Source organism: Bacillus sp. AY2-1, assembly GCF_008368965.1.
GTDB lineage: Bacteria > Bacillota > Bacilli > Bacillales > Bacillaceae_G > Bacillus_A > Bacillus_A thuringiensis_S.
The window spans coordinates 39748-58122 of sequence record NZ_QPEL01000052.1; the positions used below are offsets into that span (position 1 = coordinate 39748).

Here is an 18375-nt window from a genome sequence, read left to right on the forward strand (position 1 = left end):
TCTCCTCATTATAAATACCAAAAGTGGAAATTAGATAAACTACTTAATAAAAAAATGTTAACTAGCATTACGAGAAAGGCCCCTACATTCCACAGTACAATTTTCTTCCCTTGCAACACATCTGCCGCTCTTAAATACAAGCCCGCACAGTATACAAATAGAACGACAAACGAACCAATTACTTTCGTATCATACCAATGAAAATTATCTAATTTTGTATATCCCCATATACATCCTAATAAAATTGCTAGTAAGAAAAATGGAACAGAAAATAAATTTAATCCGTAAGACGTAGATTCAAGCTTCGGTAAATTCCCTAACCTTCTTAATCTCGCATTCCACTTTTTCTTTTTTAATAGGCGATATTGCAGTAAATACATAATAGAAAAAATAAATGATACCGTAAACGTTGCATAAGAAATAATCGCCATTCCGACATGCACGTATACAAGTTCTGAAACTAATTGCTCTGCAAGTACTGGCGACATCTTTCCGAGCGGTGTAAAAATAGAAAAAGCGCTTACGCCAAATGCAACAACATTTGTAAAGAAGACTAAAAAGTCAACGCGCATAAATCGATTTATGACTAACGACATCGTAATCAATAACCAAACATAAAAATAAATCCCTGATAATAAAGTTAAAATGGGGGTCGTTTCTGAATCTGTCGCCCTAAGCAACATAAAAATAGACTGCAATACCCATACAATCGAAAGTAACCAAAAAGCAAATCGGTTCGCCTTTCGGTTACTTTGGAAATAATCTATAAAATATAAACTAATGCTACAAGCATATAAAATAATTGCAATATGATAAATAATACTGTTATTTAAAAAACTCATCCGATCATCCTTCCAAATTATAAAGATGGAACGGATGGTGTCCACACTCTTTTATGTTCTACTTCTTCCGCACGACTCTCTACTTCTTCCGTTTCTAAATCGAAAATCTTCGCAAATAACGCTAATTTTTCGCTCGCTCCCTCTTCAGCAGCTATTTCTTTCGCTACTAAAATTGGGTCTTTTAATAATTGATTAATAATACTTTTCGTATGCTTACTAATGACTTTTTTCTCACGATCACTAAGGTTTGGTATTTTTCGCTCTAGGCTTACCATCGTTTCACTTTGGATTGCAAGTGCCTTATCACGAAGAGCTGATATTAATGGAACAACACCAAGTGTACTTAACCACGTTTTAAATAGAACAATTTCCTCTTCAATCATAAATTGAATTTTCTCCGCTTCTTTCAAACGCTCGGCACGATTTGCTTCCACTACTCCTTGCAGATCATCAATGTCATATAAAAAAGAACCTTCTAACTCATCAATCGCTGGATCAATATCACGTGGTACTGCAATATCAACCATAAATAAAGGGCGACCAGAGCGCATTTTCTCCACCTTTGTCATCATCTCTTTCGTAATGACATACTCAGATGCACCAGTTGAACTAATTAAAATATCTGCTTCTAATAATGCACATTGCAATTCGCTTAACGATTTTGCATGTCCCATATATTTCTCAGCCATTACTTCTGCTTTCGAAAGTGTCCTATTCATAACTGTTACTTTACGAGCACCACTTCCATATAAGTTTTGCAGTGCAAGTTCGCCCATTTTACCAGCACCAAGAATAAGCACATGACAATCTGTTAACTCGCCAAATATTTTCTTTCCAAGCTCAACAGCAGCATAACTAACAGACATTGCACTTTCCCCGATTGTTGTTTCTGAGTGGGCACGTTTTGCTAATGTAATGACTTGCTTAAACAATTCATTAAAAATTGTGCCTGTTGCTTTAACTTGTTGCGCTTCTAAAAAGCTATCTTTTATTTGACCTAAAATCTGCGTTTCTCCGACTACCATCGAATCTAAACCGCACGTTACGCGGAATAAATGATCTATTGCACCATCTTGTTCAAAAATAGTTAAATATGGCGCGACTTCTTCTATTTCAAGCTGAAACCAATCAGCTAAAAACTTCTTAATATAATACCGTCCCGTGTGTAATTGATCGACAACAGCATAAATCTCAGTGCGATTACAAGTTGATACAATGACATTCTCTAACACGCTCTTTTGATTTTGTAATGTAGTCATCGCTCGCTCTAGCTCTGCTGCCTGAAATGTGAGTTTCTCACGAAATTCTACAGGGGCTGTTCGATAATTTACACTAACAACAAGAATATGCACGCAGCATGTCCCCCTTCACCCGTTTTATCACTTTATCTACTATCATAATACAACTTTCCTCTTATGAATCTGACAATCGTGTGAACAACCGATTATTTTTTAATTATTCTCCGTATGTAATAAAGGAGATTCAGTAAACTAATAAAAAAATCTTCTACTTTATAATGATTATAAATTAATAACTCTATTTGTACGTTACCAAAAAAAGTCCTCATAATCAAGTGATGGAAACTATTCCATATAAATTATAACATCATCTTTCCTATCTTCTTTCATCATGAAGGAAAATATGTATGATTGTTCCAAAATGTAGCAAACACTTTCTCAATACAATGTATTTGACATTTTATTTCTTTTTCGTTATATTGATTTTACAAAATTAAATTGTGCACAACTTAATTAGAAGGGAGTTATGTATGACAGAGGACTCTTTGCATCTAGATAACCAACTTTGTTTTTCTATTTATGCCTGTTCTAGAGAGGTTACTCGTTTTTATCGACCTTATTTAGAAGAGATGGGTATTACGTATCCCCAGTACATTACTTTACTCGTACTATGGGAGCAAGATGGACTAACAGTAAAAGAAATTGGAGAACGTCTATTTTTAGATTCCGGTACGTTAACACCTATGTTAAAACGAATGGAATCATTAAAACTTGTAAAACGTGTTCGTTCCAAAGAAGACGAGCGAAAAGTTTGTATTGAATTAACAGAACAAGGCAAAGATTTAAAGGAAAAGGCTTGTTCATTACCGACAACGATGGCTACAAATTTAGGAATTACAGAGCAAGAATATCGCTCTTTATTAATTGAGCTAAATAAACTAATTGAAACAATGAAAACAATTAATGATGGAAAAGGGGAATAAATATGGATAAATTATATACTGCTTCAGTAACAGCAACAGGTGGAAGAAATGGGAAAGTAGTTTCAGATGATGGCATATTAAATCTTGATGTAAAAATGCCGAAAGCACTAGGTGGTGCAGGCGGAGAAGCAACAAATCCAGAACAACTATTTGCAGCTGGTTATGCAGCTTGTTTTGATAGTGCATTACAACTTGTCATTCGTACAAAACGTATGAAAGTAGAAAGTACAGAAGTAACCGCTCACGTTTCTATCGGAAAAGATACAGATGGTGGTTTTGGCCTATCTGCCGTGCTTGATGTACATGTCGCTGGCGTTTCACATAGCGAAGCAAAAGAACTTGTAGAAGCGGCTCACGGTGTATGTCCTTACTCTAAAGCAACACGAGGTAATATTGAAGTTACATTAAACGTACGTTAACAGCTTATATAAAGAAAAAAACGCGCGACATTCGTCACGCGTTTTTTGTTTTTGTCATTTTATGAATTGCCTTCCACGCTTCTTCTTTTCCAATTCCTGTTTCAGAAGAGAATAGAACGATTTCATCGCCAATTTCAACAGCAAGCGTTTCTTTTACAACTTTTAAATGCTTTTGCCATTTCCCTTTCGGGATTTTATCGGCTTTCGTCGCAATAATAATTGTTGGGATTTCATAATGCTTTAAGAAATCATACATCATCACGTCATCACTTGTTGGTTGGTGACGTAAATCAACTACTAATACAGCTGCGTCTAATTGCTTACGCGTTGTAAAGTACGTTTCAATCATTTTCCCCCATGCCGCGCGCTCCGATTTAGACACTTTCGCATATCCATAACCTGGAACGTCAACAAAATGCATCATCTCATTGATTAAGAAAAAGTTCAGTGTTTGCGTTTTTCCTGGTTTAGAAGAAATACGCACTAACTTTTTACGATTTAAAATTTTATTAATAAAGGAAGACTTCCCGACATTTGAACGACCTGCTAATGCAATTTCTGGTAAATCACTGTCTGGATATTGTTCTGGTTTAACAGCACTAATTACAATATCTGCTTTTGTTACTTTCATTGTTTCACTCCTACTAATGCGTGCTCCAATACTTCATCTAAATGAGATGCAAGCACAAACGTAAAGTTTTCTTTTACGCTCTCTGGAATATCATCTAAATCTTTCTCGTTTTCTGCTGGCAAAATAATTTTTGTTAAGCCTGCGCGGTGAGCACTTAATGTTTTTTCTTTTAAGCCACCAATTGGTAATACACGACCACGAAGTGTAATTTCACCTGTCATACCTACTTCTTTACTTACAGGAATACCTGTTAGTGCAGAAATAAGTGCCGTTGCCATCGTAATACCTGCTGACGGTCCATCTTTTGGAACTGCTCCTTCTGGAACATGAATATGAATATCATTTTTCTCATGGAAATTCGGGTCAATCTGAAGCTCTTCTGCACGAGAGCGTATATAACTAAACGCAGCTTGTGCTGATTCTTTCATAACATCCCCAAGTTTCCCCGTTAAAATTAGTTTCCCTTTTCCTGGCGCTACAGAAACTTCAATTGCAAGTGTATCGCCGCCTGCTGCTGTGTAAGCTAGACCTGTTGCCATACCAACTTGGTCTGTTTTTTCAGCTTGCCCATAACGGAATATGTGTTTACCAAGTAAATCAACAATCTTTTTCTCTGTCACAACGATACGTTTACGTTCTGCTGTAACGATAATTTTCGCTACTTTACGGCAAACTTTTGCAATTTGGCGTTCTAACGTACGAACACCAGCCTCACGTGTATAATAACGAATAATTTCAAGAAGCGCCTCATCACGCACTTGTAAATTACCTTTTCGTAAGCCATGCTCTTTTAATTGTTTCGGCAATAAATGCTCACGAGCAATGTGTACTTTTTCAAGTTCTGTATAGCCAGCAATCGAAATGATTTCCATACGGTCAAGTAATGGACCTGGAATACTTGAAAGTGTATTAGCGGTTGCTACAAACATAACTTTCGATAGATCATATGGTTCTTCAATGTAATGATCACTGAAGTTATGGTTTTGTTCTGGATCTAATACTTCAAGTAATGCCGCTGATGGATCTCCACGGAAATCGTTAGACATTTTATCAATCTCATCTAATAAGAAGACTGGATTAACTGTTTTCGCCTTTTTCATACCTTGAATAATGCGTCCTGGCATTGCTCCAACATATGTACGGCGGTGACCACGAATTTCAGATTCATCACGCACACCACCAAGAGATGCACGGACAAATTTACGATTCAATGATGTTGCAATTGAACGCGCTAACGAAGTTTTGCCGACCCCAGGAGGGCCTACTAAACAAAGGATAGGTCCTTTTAATGAATTCGTTAACTTCTGTACAGCTAAATATTCAAGTACACGCTCTTTCACTTTTTCAAGACCGTAATGATCGTTATTTAAAATCTCTTCTGAATGAGCAAGATCAATTATATCTTCTGTTGCCTCTGTCCACGGAAGCGCTAATAACCAATCAATATAATTGCGAATAACACCACTCTCCGCAGAACTTGCTGGTAACTTTTCATAACGATCTAATTCTTTCAGCGCAGCCTTCATTGTTTCTTCAGGCATTCCTGACTGTTCAATTTTTTCACGAAGTTCTTCTACTTCTCCGCCCTTACCTTCTTTGTCGCCAAGTTCAGTTTGAATCGCCTTCATTTGCTCACGTAAGAAATATTCTTTTTGCGTGCGCTCCATTGAACGTTTCACTTTTTGTCCAATCTTCTTTTCTAGGCTAAGTAACTCTTGTTCATCTTGAATAATTGAAATAAGTGTATGTAATCGTTCTTTTACAGATACAATCTCTAGAATCTCTTGTTTCTGCTTCGTTTTAATCGGCAAGTGAGAAGCAATTAGATCAGCTAATCTCCCTGGTTCTTCTACATCAGCTACCGTTGCAAATGTTTCATTTGAAACTTTTTTCGAAACTTTAATATATTGTTCGAAATGCTCCAGTAACGTACGCATAAGAGCTTTCTCTTCTAAATCATCTTCTACTTCTTCAGTTACCGTTTTAATAGACACTTGTACTATATTTTCTTCTTCGATAAACTCTATTACTTCTGCTCTATGTAAACCTTCCACAAGGACACGAAGCGTACCGTTCGGCAATTTTAACATTTGCTTGACTTTCGCCACTGTACCTACACTATATATGTCATCTTCTTTCGGATCATCGATATTCATTTCTTTTTGCATTGCTAAAAAGATGATATTTTCATCCATTGCCGCCTGCTCTAGTGCTTGTATCGATTTATCACGTCCTACATCAAGATGCAAAACCATCGTTGGATATACGAGAACGCCTCTTAATGGTAGGAGGGGCACGATTCTTTCGTTCGTATTCATACTAGACATAGCACCTCCATAATAAATTAAACTCCTGTTCAACTATTTTATATTACAATACACCTAGATGCAATTGCTGAGATTCCTCGCAATTATAAATAGCTTATTTTTCTACCTCACGAAAAGAAAAAAGACTCCGATTAAGCATACAAACTTAAACGAAGTCTGGCAAATTTTATTATTGTTTATTTTTACATAGATTGTGCATCTGTTTCGTCTACGTTAGTATGTACATCTAGCTCTCTATGCGCATTTTCTTGCATAAATGTTAACTCAAATACTTCTTTTAACTTACGGACAGGAATAATTTCGATTCCCTTTATAGTATACAAAAATGGTTGCATATTTTCAGCAGGAATAATGACTTTCTTAGCTCCCGCTTTTTTCGCAGCTTTTATTTTTGCGTACACGCCACCAATAGGCTTTACTTCTCCGTGTATACTTATTTCACCTGTCATCGCTACTTCATTATTTACATATGTGCGATGCACCGCAGAATATACACCTGTTGCCATAGCGATTCCTGCAGAAGGTCCATCAATTGGGATACCACCTGGAAAATTAATATGTATATCGTATCCTTCTGGCAACACATCTAAAGAACGAAGTACTGTTAATACATTATCAACAGAGCCTTTTGCCATACTTTTACGGCGAATCGATTTCGTTTGACTACCAATACTTTCTTCTTCTACAATTCCGGTAACATTTACCGACCCTTTATCTTTCGCCGGAATTGCTGTTACTTCAATTTCTAATAACGCACCTGTATTTGGCCCGTATACAGCAAGACCATTTACAAGACCAATCCTTGGAATCGGATAAATGTGCTTTTCGTATTTCGGTGTAAGCTGACTTGAGTGAACAACCCACTCTATATCTTCATCTTTAATGAAAGAACGTTCTTCATTTATCGCCATACCAGCAGAGATTTGCACGAGATTAATCGCTTCTCGTCCATTTCTTGCATACATCCCAATCATTTCAATACCATTTTCGCCTATTTGCATTTCTACTTTTTCCGCGGCATTTTTCGCTACTTTTTGAATTTCTTCCGTATCTAATTCACGGAAAAATACTTCTAAGCAACGTGACCGAATAGCAGGAGGAATTTCCTCTGGCGAACGTGTCGTTGCTCCAACTAAGCGAAAATCTGCCGGTAAGCCTTTTTGGAAAATATCATGTATATATGTTGGGATCATCGTATTTTCTTCACTATAGTACGCACTTTCTAAAAATACTTTTCGATCTTCTAACACCTTTAACATTTTGTTCATTTGAATCGGATGGAGTTCGCCAATCTCATCAATAAACAAAATACCACCATGCGCATCTGTTACAGCACCTTTTTTCGGTTGCGGAATACCTGCTTGTCCCATCGCCCCAGCACCTTGATAAATCGGATCATGCACCGAACCAATTAAAGGGTCTGCGATACCACGTTCATCAAACCGAGCTGTCGTCGCATCAAGTTCAATAAATGTTGCATTCGTACGAAATGGAGATTTAGGATTTCGTTTCGCTTCTTCTAATACAAGACGTGCTGCCGCTGTTTTCCCAACACCTGGCGGGCCATATATGATTACATGTTGCGGATTCGGACCACAAAGAGCCGCTTTTAACGACTTAATCCCGTCCTCTTGCCCTACAATATCTAAAAAGGTTGTAGGACGCACCTTTTCTGCTAGCGGCTCTGTTAAAGAAATCTCACGCATTTTACGAAGCTGTTCTAATTCTTTTTTCGATTCTCGATCAATTGAAACTTTTTGTGTTCGTTGATTTCGAAGTAAATGCCAGAAATATAATCCGACAATTACACCAAAAACAAGTTGAACAACTAAAAATATATTTGTCCAGCTCATTATTTATTTCCTCCCGCAATATTTTATCTCTTAGTATTTCCGCGGAGGAACGTAGCTAAACATAAAGAAAAACAGCAATTATAAAAATTGCTGTTTCCCTTTCGCATTATGCAGATGTTTTTGTATCAAGTACAGTACCGTCTTGTAACACCAATTTTGGCGGTTCATTATCAGCTACCGTTTCTTTTGTAAGAATACACTTCTCGATATCTTTACGAGATGGAAGTTCGAACATTACATCAAGCATTAAGCCTTCAATAATAGAACGAAGTCCACGAGCACCCGTTTTACGTTCAATTGCTTTTTTCGCAATTTCGATTAGTGCACCTTCTTCAAACTCTAACTCAACATCGTCAAGCTCCAATAGTTTTTGGAATTGCTTAACAAGTGCATTTTTCGGTTTCGTTAAAATATCAACAAGAGCATCTTCATCAAGTGGCTCTAGGTTCGCAATAACTGGAAGACGACCGATAAACTCTGGAATTAAACCAAATCTTAAAAGATCCTCTGGTAATACGTGAGATAAAACATGCTTCTCATTTACATCAGCATTTTTCTTCTCAGAACCAAATCCAATTACTTTCTCACCAAGGCGACGTTTAATAATCGGCTCAATGCCATCAAACGCTCCACCACAAATGAATAAGATGTTCGTTGTATCAATTTGAATGAACTCTTGGTGCGGATGCTTACGACCACCTTGAGGTGGAACGCTTGCTACAGTACCTTCTAAAATTTTCAGAAGTGCCTGCTGCACACCTTCACCAGATACATCACGTGTAATTGATGGATTTTCGGACTTACGTGCCACTTTATCAATCTCATCAATATAAATGATTCCTTTTTCCGCTTTCTCTACATCATAATCAGCTGCTTGAATTAATTTTAGTAAGATATTTTCTACATCTTCCCCAACATATCCAGCTTCTGTTAAAGATGTTGCGTCCGCGATTGCAAATGGAACATTTAAAATACGCGCTAACGTTTGTGCCAGTAATGTTTTACCACTACCTGTTGGCCCGATAAGTGCGATATTACTCTTCGCTAATTCTACATCATCAATTTTGCTGTTAGAATTAATGCGTTTGTAATGATTATATACCGCTACCGCTAGTGCTTTTTTCGCGCTATCTTGCCCGATGACATACTCATCTAAGATTTCACGAATTTCTACCGGTTTCGGTACATCTTTGAATTCTACTTCTTCGTCCTTCGCAAGCTCCTCTTGTACAATTTCAGTACAAAGTTCGATACACTCGTCACAAATGTAAACACCTGGACCTGCCACTAACTTTCGAACTTGCGTTTGTGTTTTACCACAGAAAGAACATTTTAATTGCCCTTTTTCATCATTAAATTTAAACATATTTTCACACCCCTTACAAAGTGCTAACCTCTTGCCTTCGTATGTACACGATAAATGTATCGTATGTAAATACATATTATGTCACTACGTGGCGAGAAATACAAATAATATGACTAGTTATGTACAAATAAAAAAATTTTAAAACTTTTGAAATATGTATATTCGACTTGTAAAGGAACTTTTCCTTCTCCATCGAAAAGTTTTATAAATATATTTCTATATTTATAAAACAAGGCACGATTAAAATCGTGCCCTGTTATTTTATTATGCAGCGTTTTCTACTAAGAAGTCTACAGCTTTACGCACTTTAAGATCTTCAGCTAAAGCGTCTACACTTCCAAGAGCTTGCTTGATAGCGTCTACTGGCATACCGTACATTTCAGCCATTTTTTCAACTTCTGCAGTTACTTCTTCTTCAGTAACTTCGATGTTTTCAGCTTCAATGATAGCTTCAAGAACAAGATTGATTCTTACACGTTTTTGTGCATCTTCTTTCATTTGCTCTTTTAATTTGTCAGCGTCAGTACCTGTGAATTGGTAGTAAAGCTCAAGGTTCATACCTTGTTGGCTTAAACGTTGCTCGAATTCACGAACCATACGATCTAACTCAGTGTTGATCATAGCTTCTGGAATTTCGATTTCAGCGTTAGCAGCAGCTAATTCTACTACTTCGTCACGTACTTTGTGCTCAGCTTCGTGCTTTTTGCCTTCTTCTAAGTTTGTGCGAAGTTTTGCTTTTAATTCATCAAGAGTTGCAACCGCTTCGTCTGCTTCTTTAGCGAACTCGTCGTTTAACTCAGGAAGTTCTTTTGTTTTGATTTCGTGAATTGTTACTTTGAATGTTGCTGGTTTGCCAGCTAATTCAGCAGCATGGTACTCTTCTGGGAATGATACTTCAACGTCTTTAGACTCACCAGATTTAAGACCGATTACTTGCTCTTCGAAACCTGGGATGAATGTACCAGAACCGATTGCTAGAGAGTAGTTTTCGCCTTTTCCGCCTTCAAATGCTTCGCCATCAACGAAACCTTCGAAGTCGATTACAGCTGTATCACCGTTTTCAACAGTTCCTTCTTCTTTAACAACTAGTTCAGCTTGACGCTCTTGTAAAGATTTTAATTCGTTCTCTACATCTTCGTCAGTTACAGTTGTTTCAACTTTTTCTACTGCTAAACCTTTGTACTCACCTAATTTAACTTCAGGTTTCACTGTAACTTTTGCAGTGAAGATAAGGTTAGCATTTTTTTCGAACTTCTCGATGTCGATTTCAGGATGATCAACTGGGAAGATACCAGCTTCTTCAATCGCTTCACCGTATGCTTTTGGTAAAATGATATCTAAAGCATCTTGGTATAAAGATTCAATACCAAAGCGTTGTTCGAATAATGGACGAGGCATTTTTCCTTTACGGAAACCTGGTACGTTAATTGTTTTTACTACTTTTTTGAACGCAGCGTCGATAGAGTTGTTTACTTCTTTAGCATCAACTTCGATTGTTAAAACGCCAACGTTACCTTCTAATTTTTCCCATTTTGTAGACATTTATTCTTTCCCTCCAACTATAATAATGTATGCACATACCTCTATAGATTAAAATCTTCATTATCTCTTTTTTGAAATAACAAATACACAAATAACCCTCTAGCAAAAGCTTTCAGATATAATGTTCCAATCTACTAATTGCCCAGAAGACAACTACGGTATATTTTGTTCGAGAATAATATGAAACATATTAAGTAAGAGAATTGCACTTCTCTTCTCTTACAAACAGGCAGATTTCTGCCTTTTGCAACCCTTACATTATAACATAGAATATGCTCGTTTCAAGAACTGAACGATTCTTTTTCATAATTATACGGGCAAATATCCTTCTCTTTCAACACGTAATAACCATTGATAGGCAATATGAAACTCTTCCAATTCGATATTATATGCTGCCATAAGCTCTTCTTCATCAATAGCCAATCCGAAACGCTTTCTTCCAATTCTCTCTAAAACAGCTGACCAAATCTCTTCTTTATCCATTAATAGAGCGAATGGGAAAACGCTAATTTGCAACTCTTTCCAATATGTAACCATCGCTTCAAATATATCGGGATAATTTTGCTCTAATCGGCTTGATAATTTATGTATAATGTTATTGGATTGCTCCTCATTATGACCTGTAAATGCTGGAATCACCTTAATCGTATTTCCAAACTTTTCTACCTCTATTTCTTCTTCTACCTGACTTTCTATCATTTTATACAAAATAGAAGTTTTCAAATAGGGGTGCTGCTCTTCGTCTATTAAAAATTTCTTTAAAACAGGTAATGCAAGATCTAAATCTTTTAACGAAAGTCGCTGAATCGCTCTTAGCTTCTGTCCAAAGTTTTCTCCAAAAATTTCATTAGTAAACTCATCCAATTCAAAGTTTGAATCCACTAGCGATGCGTCTCCCTCATTTAGCATACCTTCCGCAAATAAAGCAAGCTGCGCTAATTTTTCCTTTTGATCAGGCATTATATCTTTCGTTTGTAAAACCTTTTCAACAGTTTCAATAACACCTTCATAATCATTTGTTTGAACTAAAATTGTTACGTACGTTTCAAGAATATCACCAAATAAGACAACTCCTGTTTTAAGCAACTGTTCACATTTATCTTTCGCTTCTTCCATACGTTTTAATTCGAGTAAACAAATAACTGAAGCTAATTCCGTTTGTTCCGTTTCCGCATTATACTGACGTAATATTTCAAAGCAACGCAATGCATCTTCGAATTTCCGCTCTTTCAGCGCTAAAAAACCTTCATCAATATAGCGCTCTGATAGTTGTGGAAACAATACGACCGTATTTTCTTTTTTATCCATACGTCCGCCTCTTTTTCTTGATTTTAATTATGCTCAAAGTAAATATATCAAATGCGTAATGAGAACACAACATCCCTAAATCATTTGTTTGAAATATAAAAATATTTAATTTTTATATTCCGATACGAGTAAATCTCTACTAAAAATTAAAATTGTACAAATAAAAATCCCCAGCAACAAGCGCAGAGGATTCATCATTAATGGAAAGCTTTTATAATTGTGGGGTATATTACAAGGGTAATAATTTGGAGAACAATAATTGCCATAACAATCATGCTAAAATAGAAGATTGGTTTACTTCGCTTCATTAAAAACATAATAATAAGCATCGTACAAGCAAACAAACTTAAGAAGAACAAACTTGTTGTCGAACTAAGTATACCACTTGGGACAAAGAACAATAACACTACACTACAAGTACCTATAATTCCAAATAACCATTCCATTCATTCACTCATTCCCTTTCCCTCTCATAGCTGTTTTCTCTAAGCAATCAAATGTTTCACAACATCGACTACATACGTTAATTTCTCATACGCTACAAATCCAAAAGCAACCGTTAAGCCCGTTACAACTAACCCTTTCATCATTTCTTCCTCCTCGTTTTATCGTTGTTATCTTCATTATAAAAGATTAGCAATTTCTTACCATCGAACTACCTTACAGTTACCTTACAGAATTGTAAGATTTCAAAAAGGGATTGAAAAACACCTCATATCGCTTGAGGTGCTTTCACGAAATTTCTCTATAATCACTTGCAAAATTAGCTTTTTTCTCTTGGTTACTTTTCGGCGAATCGACTCTTAGACTAATAGATTTACTAAATAATTTAGGATCAAAATAATTATGCGTTACTTTTCTTAACTTACCTTCAGATATTTTCGTATTACAAGAAAACAAAAAATGAAAATCATGTTAATATATTTTTGTACAATTAAGAATTTAATTTACAAGGGGGATTATATATGTTCAAAAAAGTAGCTGCTGATGTTTTAGGGTTAAGCGATGTAGGTTCTGTCATTACACCGAAAGATTACGATAAAGTTGATGCTGATGATTACGTGATGCACGAAGATGGAGAGAAAATTTATTTTCTAATTAAATCCAAATCAGATGAATATTGCTTCACAAACAAAGGATTACTCCACCTAGATGGTACAAGCGCAACAAGTAAAAAACGCACACTGCGCCGCTATAGCTATAGTAAATATCAAATTAAAAACGTAGCACTTGAAACTGCAGGAACGATTGATTTAGATATAGAAATTAAGTTTCAAATGGGAGATGAGCATTACTCAATTGATGTTCATAAAAAACATATTGAAGAATTAAAAGATTTATATAAGGCTTTACTTAAAATTGAAGAAATTTCATACGACAACGACATTACATTACAATATGCACATAAAAGTTTAGATATGGCATCTAATGCTTTCAGCCGTATTTCAAACGCACAAGTAAACTTAGCAGAGCAATTTAAAGAGATGAACGAGATTGCCTTTAACTGGCTTGTTGATACGAAGAAACAATACAATGTGAAAGATTATGGTTTTGTATTTGAGAAGTTTATTAATAACTAATTTAAAACAAAAAACCTTGTTATCAAAAGATAACAAGGTTTTTTTAGCGTCCCAGGAGAGATTCGAACTCCCGCTCCGCCCATTCCATACTATTTTATATATTTTGATCGCAGTCTTAATATATCTTCTCCTTCGCGAATGCCTGCCGATCCCTTCCTCACATTTTTTACGACAGTCCAATTCGGATTAGTTTCATCACCGATGTTCTGTACTGTAAAGTTGCCGTCACCATATTTCCGTTGACCTTCTGCCAATTTCTCCGTTAAATCATTCTCTTTTGTTCTCGCCATCTTTGCGCCATCTCCCTTTTTATACAACCTTCTTAAACTGTCCAACTAATCACACGTCCAGTCAATTGGAGATTCTCGTTTTCCGCTTCTATTAATTGTAACACACTATCAAGGATAAGTTCCGATAACGGCTACTCAATCACACTAGAATGGTAAAAACTTTTATAACATTGCAAGTGAACAATTAGGAGAATCTGGATATGGATTTGAGTTCTACCATAAGCCTATTGATTCTTTAAATTAAATATGAGGAACAGGGCGCATAAAGTGTAACTTTAATCAACCCTCACCAATCGGACTTTTATGGACAGCCCGACCCCACCTAACTTCTTTGCTTCCGCTGAATTTTGAGGTGGGGGTCTTACTGCCCGGCAAATAGCGGGATAAACGGCGCTCTTTTTATTTAAGAAAAAGAAGTACATATGCAACTGCTTAATATCGAAGGAAAGGTCGCAGATATTAAGAATGAACTACACTTATAACCCAAACATCAATTTTTAGACAAACAAAAACCTTGTTATCAAAAGATAACAAGGTTTTTGTTAGCGTCCCAGGAGAGATTCGAACTCCCGACCGTACGCTTAGAAGGCGTATGCTCTATCCGGCTGAGCTACTGGGACATGGAGCGGGTGAAGAGAATCGAACTCTCGACCAGAGCTTGGAAGGCTCTTGTTTTACCACTAAACTACACCCGCATATGTTATTTTCTTTTCTTCGTTAGCGCCGTTGCCCTATCGACAATATTTATTATATGTATAACCATACATAAAGTCAACACCTTTTTTAAAAGAGGATAAATTTTATTATCCTCTTTTAAAAACTGCTTGTTCAACTAGTTGTCCGTCTAATGTTTCAAAACGAACTTCCATTTGATTTTCATCCATTTCTAATACAGCAAATGTCTTTTCTACACGCTGACGTGGTAATAAAATACTGCCTGGATTAATAAATAAAACGCCGTCGATTAATTCCGCACCTAATACGTGAGAATGTCCGAAGCATGCAACTTGCGCTCCTACTTCTTCCGCATGGTACGCTAGCGTTTGTAATGTCATTTTCACATTATGGCGATGTCCATGCACAACTAAGAAGCGAATTCCATTTACATCAGTTACAATTTCATCTTGAAAGTTAGCATAATCACAGTTTCCTTTTACAACACGGAAACCTTGCATTTCTTCATGAGCAGGCGTTAGCTCTGAATCACCGCAATGAATCATGATATCTACTTTCCCTTCATATTTCTCTTTCAACTGCTGTAATTCCTTCACAGAGCTATGACTATCGCTTACGATTAAAGCTTTCATCATACTCTCTCCCTTATTCTCCTAAAAACCATTCCGGGATTTTTTCTTCTAACTTACGAAGAGCACGACCACGGTGGCTAATAGCATTTTTCTCATCTGAACTTAATTCCGCCATTGCTTTTTTGTATTCTTCCACATAAAAGATCGGATCGTATCCAAAACCATTTTCTCCGCGGCGTTGTTCTAAAATAAATCCTTCACATGTCCCATTTACAATGACAGGCTTTTTATCACCTTCAGGGAAAGCAACTGCTAATGCACAATAGAAACGTGCTTTACGCTTTTCAAAGTCAATGCCATTTAATTCTTGTAACACTTTATCGATATTTGCTTGATCATTTTTCGGTTCACCAGCAAAACGCGCTGAATACACTCCTGGTTTTCCGTTTAAAGCATCTACAATAAGACCCGAATCATCCGCAATTACGATCGAATTCAGCTGTCTACTCAAACTATCCGCTTTTAAGATCGCATTTTCTTCAAATGTTTCACCTGTTTCTTCAACTTCTTCAATATGAGGAAAATCGTGTAATGATTTTACTTCTAAATCAAATCGCTCAAATAACTCAGCAAACTCACGTACTTTACCCATATTTTTTGTCGCTACAACAACTTGTTTCATACTTTCCACCTCTACTCTATATGAGATACGATGTCGCCTAAAGCTTCTTTTTGCATATCAATCAGTTGGAAAATGCCTTTTTCCGCAGCATCAAGTAGTTCATTTAACTGCGCTCTACTAAACGTCGCTTCTTCTCCAGTTCCTTGCACTTCAACAAATTGGCCTTTTCCAGTCATAATCACGTTCATATCAACGTCTGCTTTAGAATCTTCTGCATAGTTTAAATCTAAAACAACACCTTGCTCTTCAACAATCCCTACTGACGTTGCTGCTAAATAATCTTTTACTGGAATTTTAGATACTTTTTCTGCTTGTAATAACTTCTCAAAAGCTAGTACCATCGCTACATATGCACCTGTAATAGACGCTGTTCTCGTTCCACCATCTGCTTGGATAACATCACAGTCAATCCAAACTGTTCTCTCGCCAAGCGCTTCTAAATCAACTACCGCACGTAATGCTCGTCCAATTAGACGCTGAATTTCCATTGTACGTCCTGTTACTTTCCCTTTGCTTGACTCTCTAATTGTACGTTGTTCTGTTGCACGCGGAATCATCGCGTATTCAGCTGTTACCCAGCCCTTTCCTTCTCCACGCATAAACGGTGGTACACGCTCTTCAATTGTCGCTGAGCAAATCACCTTTGTATCCCCAACTTCAATTAATACAGATCCCTCTGGATGTTTTAAATAATTCGTATGAATATGTATATGGCGTAATTCTGTTTTCTCTCTACCATCTACTCGCATAAAAATAACCTCCTCTTAATTACTACTCGTTAGTATAGCCAATTTTAAATGTATGATATGTATACAATAAAAGAAGGAGAACCCAAAAAGCAATTCTCCTTTCTTACTTAAGTATATCAAATTATTCAAGATTAAAAACTACCTGTATTCACGTTTTCTGGACGATCTACAGGTTTTATTAACTTTCCGCCCTTTTCATCTATAAGATTTGCTTTTCCATTCACTTCAATAGAAACATTTTTCACACCTTTCTTTTCTGTTAAAGATAAAACTAACGACTTCAATACGTAATTTGAAATCATATTTTTATCTGGGTTTACAAATATATTTTCATTAAAGTTTAATGTAAGATTTCCGTCTTGTAATTTCGGATTCGTAATAAGCTTAACGCCTGGATTAAAATCATTCAGGAGCGATTGATGAATCGGACCTTTTACAAGCTCATCTATAATTGCTGCATAATCATTTTCTTTTCCTTCAGCAACGCGGCGCGTTACTGGTACGTAATATTGCTGTTTATTATTATTTTGCGCCATAAAATACAGTGTGACTGGTTTTGTATTTGTTACATCTGCTACTTGTTCATCATCGAAGTTAATACCATTTGCACGGCTCACTCCTTCACCAAGCGGTGTACCACCAACAGGCATCTTTGCCAATTTCTCACCATTTATTTGGAACTGCACTTGTTTTATCTCTGTAAATTGCGTCAACGTCCACGCTATAGATTCAACGATTTGCCGCTCTTCTTCTTTCGCATAGTTTTTCATTTCTTTAGAGAAATCAATAACTGCCGTCCCGTCCTTTTTCAAATCTAAGGTCATCGTTGTATTCGCCGGAATGACTGCACGAAACCCATTCGGTAATAAATTCGTTACTGGTCCATCTTTCACAAGGTATTCTAACGTTTGCTTCACAGTCTCATTTGCTTTCGGAGTAGGTATAGCTAATGTTTGTGGTACAACATAACCATTTTTATCAACAAGGTATAGTTCTCTATTTACCATTTGCCCTTGCTTATCTTTTTTAGCTACTTCTTTCTTCCCACCCTCTGTATACGTAACTTGTTTTGGCGGATCAATTTGTTCAGTTGCTTTCTCCTGATTTATAAAGCCACACCCTGTTAGTAAAACAGCGCTCACAGTAGCACCAACAACCCATTTAAAAGTGGATTTAGGCATGCCATTCCCCCCTAAAATCTAAGTTTGTACTATTATGTATACGAGCCGTTTCACATTTTAGAACAAGCTGTGCCTCTTATATAGTGAAACTTTAATCAGTGGGAGTTTTGTTCATCCCCCACATAACTTCTTTTCTT

Annotated in this window: 17 protein-coding genes and 2 tRNA genes; 3 read left to right on the top strand and 16 right to left on the bottom strand. The window is 36.5% G+C overall.

The features are described from left to right. Positions 1–8: 8 nt before the first annotated feature. Positions 9–842, bottom strand: coding sequence for a cytochrome c biogenesis protein (locus DN403_RS13155; RefSeq protein ID WP_017763624.1), 834 nt, complete (start codon positions 840–842; stop codon positions 9–11). Between the two features lie 17 nt (positions 843–859). Then, on the bottom strand, positions 860–2194 hold the full coding sequence (hemA, locus tag DN403_RS13160; protein ID WP_000547868.1) for a glutamyl-tRNA reductase: 1335 nt from the start codon (positions 2192–2194) through the stop codon (positions 860–862). Between the two features lie 416 nt (positions 2195–2610). On the opposite strand from hemA, the gene DN403_RS13165 reads away from it, so the two are divergent. After that, positions 2611–3063, top strand: a complete 453-nt coding sequence (locus DN403_RS13165; RefSeq protein WP_000133913.1) for a MarR family winged helix-turn-helix transcriptional regulator — start codon at positions 2611–2613, stop codon at positions 3061–3063. A gap of 2 nt (positions 3064–3065) precedes the next feature. Continuing rightward, entirely contained in the window at positions 3066–3482 is a 417-nt protein-coding gene (locus DN403_RS13170; RefSeq protein WP_000359773.1) for an organic hydroperoxide resistance protein, read from the top strand. A gap of 34 nt (positions 3483–3516) precedes the next feature. On the opposite strand, the gene yihA is transcribed toward DN403_RS13170, so the two are convergent. The 7 genes from yihA to DN403_RS13205 all read right to left on the bottom strand — a co-directional run bounded on the left by yihA (position 3517) and on the right by DN403_RS13205 (position 12955). Continuing rightward, the gene (yihA, locus tag DN403_RS13175; RefSeq protein WP_149185530.1) at positions 3517–4113 is read right to left on the bottom strand and encodes a ribosome biogenesis GTP-binding protein YihA/YsxC; all 597 of its coding nucleotides are present in this window, start codon (positions 4111–4113) and stop codon (positions 3517–3519) included. Beyond that, entirely contained in the window at positions 4110–6440 is a 2331-nt protein-coding gene (gene lon, locus DN403_RS13180) for an endopeptidase La (RefSeq protein ID WP_149185531.1), read from the bottom strand. The genes yihA and lon overlap by 4 nt, the downstream gene beginning before the upstream one ends. A gap of 182 nt (positions 6441–6622) precedes the next feature. Continuing rightward, positions 6623–8293, bottom strand: coding sequence for an ATP-dependent protease LonB (gene lonB, locus DN403_RS13185; protein WP_000119171.1), 1671 nt, complete (start codon positions 8291–8293; stop codon positions 6623–6625). 106 nt (positions 8294–8399) lie between these two features. Next, entirely contained in the window at positions 8400–9659 is a 1260-nt protein-coding gene (gene clpX / locus DN403_RS13190) for an ATP-dependent protease ATP-binding subunit ClpX (RefSeq protein ID WP_000472289.1), read from the bottom strand. A gap of 264 nt (positions 9660–9923) precedes the next feature. After that, entirely contained in the window at positions 9924–11201 is a 1278-nt protein-coding gene (gene tig / locus DN403_RS13195; protein WP_000105215.1) for a trigger factor, read from the bottom strand. Between the two features lie 309 nt (positions 11202–11510). Continuing rightward, a complete protein-coding gene (locus DN403_RS13200) occupies positions 11511–12509 on the bottom strand; it encodes a hypothetical protein (RefSeq protein WP_000358275.1) in 999 nt (332 codons plus the stop codon). Positions 12510–12706: 197 nt separating this feature from the next. Then, entirely contained in the window at positions 12707–12955 is a 249-nt protein-coding gene (locus DN403_RS13205) for a hypothetical protein (protein ID WP_001983650.1), read from the bottom strand. A gap of 519 nt (positions 12956–13474) precedes the next feature. Here DN403_RS13205 and DN403_RS13210 point away from each other — a divergent pair. Beyond that, on the top strand, positions 13475–14089 hold the full coding sequence (locus DN403_RS13210; protein WP_000475213.1) for a PH domain-containing protein: 615 nt from the start codon (positions 13475–13477) through the stop codon (positions 14087–14089). Between the two features lie 89 nt (positions 14090–14178). Here the strand turns inward: DN403_RS13210 and DN403_RS13215 are convergent, their stop codons facing one another. From DN403_RS13215 to gerM, 7 genes are all read right to left on the bottom strand, one after another. Then, on the bottom strand, positions 14179–14379 hold the full coding sequence (locus tag DN403_RS13215; protein WP_000124591.1) for a hypothetical protein: 201 nt from the start codon (positions 14377–14379) through the stop codon (positions 14179–14181). A 546-nt stretch (positions 14380–14925) separates the two neighbouring features. Then, positions 14926–14999: transfer RNA gene (locus tag DN403_RS13220), tRNA-Arg, on the bottom strand. Position 15000: 1 nt separating this feature from the next. Beyond that, positions 15001–15074 (bottom strand) — tRNA-Gly (locus DN403_RS13225). A 108-nt stretch (positions 15075–15182) separates the two neighbouring features. Next, positions 15183–15686, bottom strand: a complete 504-nt coding sequence (locus DN403_RS13230; protein WP_000645510.1) for a metallophosphoesterase — start codon at positions 15684–15686, stop codon at positions 15183–15185. 13 nt (positions 15687–15699) lie between these two features. Then, on the bottom strand, positions 15700–16308 hold the full coding sequence (locus DN403_RS13235; protein ID WP_000815946.1) for an XTP/dITP diphosphatase: 609 nt from the start codon (positions 16306–16308) through the stop codon (positions 15700–15702). Between the two features lie 11 nt (positions 16309–16319). Further along, positions 16320–17057, bottom strand: coding sequence for a ribonuclease PH (gene rph / locus DN403_RS13240; RefSeq protein ID WP_001261763.1), 738 nt, complete (start codon positions 17055–17057; stop codon positions 16320–16322). A 131-nt stretch (positions 17058–17188) separates the two neighbouring features. Next, the gene (gerM, locus tag DN403_RS13245) at positions 17189–18238 is read right to left on the bottom strand and encodes a spore germination protein GerM (protein WP_001126747.1); all 1050 of its coding nucleotides are present in this window, start codon (positions 18236–18238) and stop codon (positions 17189–17191) included. Positions 18239–18375 lie beyond the last annotated feature (137 nt).

Excerpts from the sequence above, each read along its gene's own strand:
- yihA (WP_149185530.1), bottom strand. The coding sequence starts at position 4,113 with ATGAAAGTAACAAAAGCAGATATTGTAATTAGTGCTGTTAAACCAGAA.
- lon (WP_149185531.1), bottom strand. The coding sequence starts at position 6,440 with ATGTCTAGTATGAATACGAACGAAAGAATCGTGCCCCTCCTACCATTA.
- rph (WP_001261763.1), bottom strand. The coding sequence starts at position 17,057 with ATGCGAGTAGATGGTAGAGAGAAAACAGAATTACGCCATATACATATT.
- clpX (WP_000472289.1), bottom strand. The coding sequence starts at position 9,659 with ATGTTTAAATTTAATGATGAAAAAGGGCAATTAAAATGTTCTTTCTGT.
- DN403_RS13210 (WP_000475213.1), top strand. The coding sequence starts at position 13,475 with ATGTTCAAAAAAGTAGCTGCTGATGTTTTAGGGTTAAGCGATGTAGGT.
- DN403_RS13230 (WP_000645510.1), bottom strand. The coding sequence starts at position 15,686 with ATGAAAGCTTTAATCGTAAGCGATAGTCATAGCTCTGTGAAGGAATTA.
- DN403_RS13200 (WP_000358275.1), bottom strand. The coding sequence starts at position 12,509 with ATGGATAAAAAAGAAAATACGGTCGTATTGTTTCCACAACTATCAGAG.
- gerM (WP_001126747.1), bottom strand. The coding sequence starts at position 18,238 with ATGCCTAAATCCACTTTTAAATGGGTTGTTGGTGCTACTGTGAGCGCT.
- DN403_RS13205 (WP_001983650.1), bottom strand. The coding sequence starts at position 12,955 with ATGGAATGGTTATTTGGAATTATAGGTACTTGTAGTGTAGTGTTATTG.
- lonB (WP_000119171.1), bottom strand. The coding sequence starts at position 8,293 with ATGAGCTGGACAAATATATTTTTAGTTGTTCAACTTGTTTTTGGTGTA.
- tig (WP_000105215.1), bottom strand. The coding sequence starts at position 11,201 with ATGTCTACAAAATGGGAAAAATTAGAAGGTAACGTTGGCGTTTTAACA.
- DN403_RS13215 (WP_000124591.1), bottom strand. The coding sequence starts at position 14,379 with ATGGCGAGAACAAAAGAGAATGATTTAACGGAGAAATTGGCAGAAGGT.
- DN403_RS13155 (WP_017763624.1), bottom strand. The coding sequence starts at position 842 with ATGAGTTTTTTAAATAACAGTATTATTTATCATATTGCAATTATTTTA.
- DN403_RS13235 (WP_000815946.1), bottom strand. The coding sequence starts at position 16,308 with ATGAAACAAGTTGTTGTAGCGACAAAAAATATGGGTAAAGTACGTGAG.
- DN403_RS13170 (WP_000359773.1), top strand. The coding sequence starts at position 3,066 with ATGGATAAATTATATACTGCTTCAGTAACAGCAACAGGTGGAAGAAAT.
- DN403_RS13165 (WP_000133913.1), top strand. The coding sequence starts at position 2,611 with ATGACAGAGGACTCTTTGCATCTAGATAACCAACTTTGTTTTTCTATT.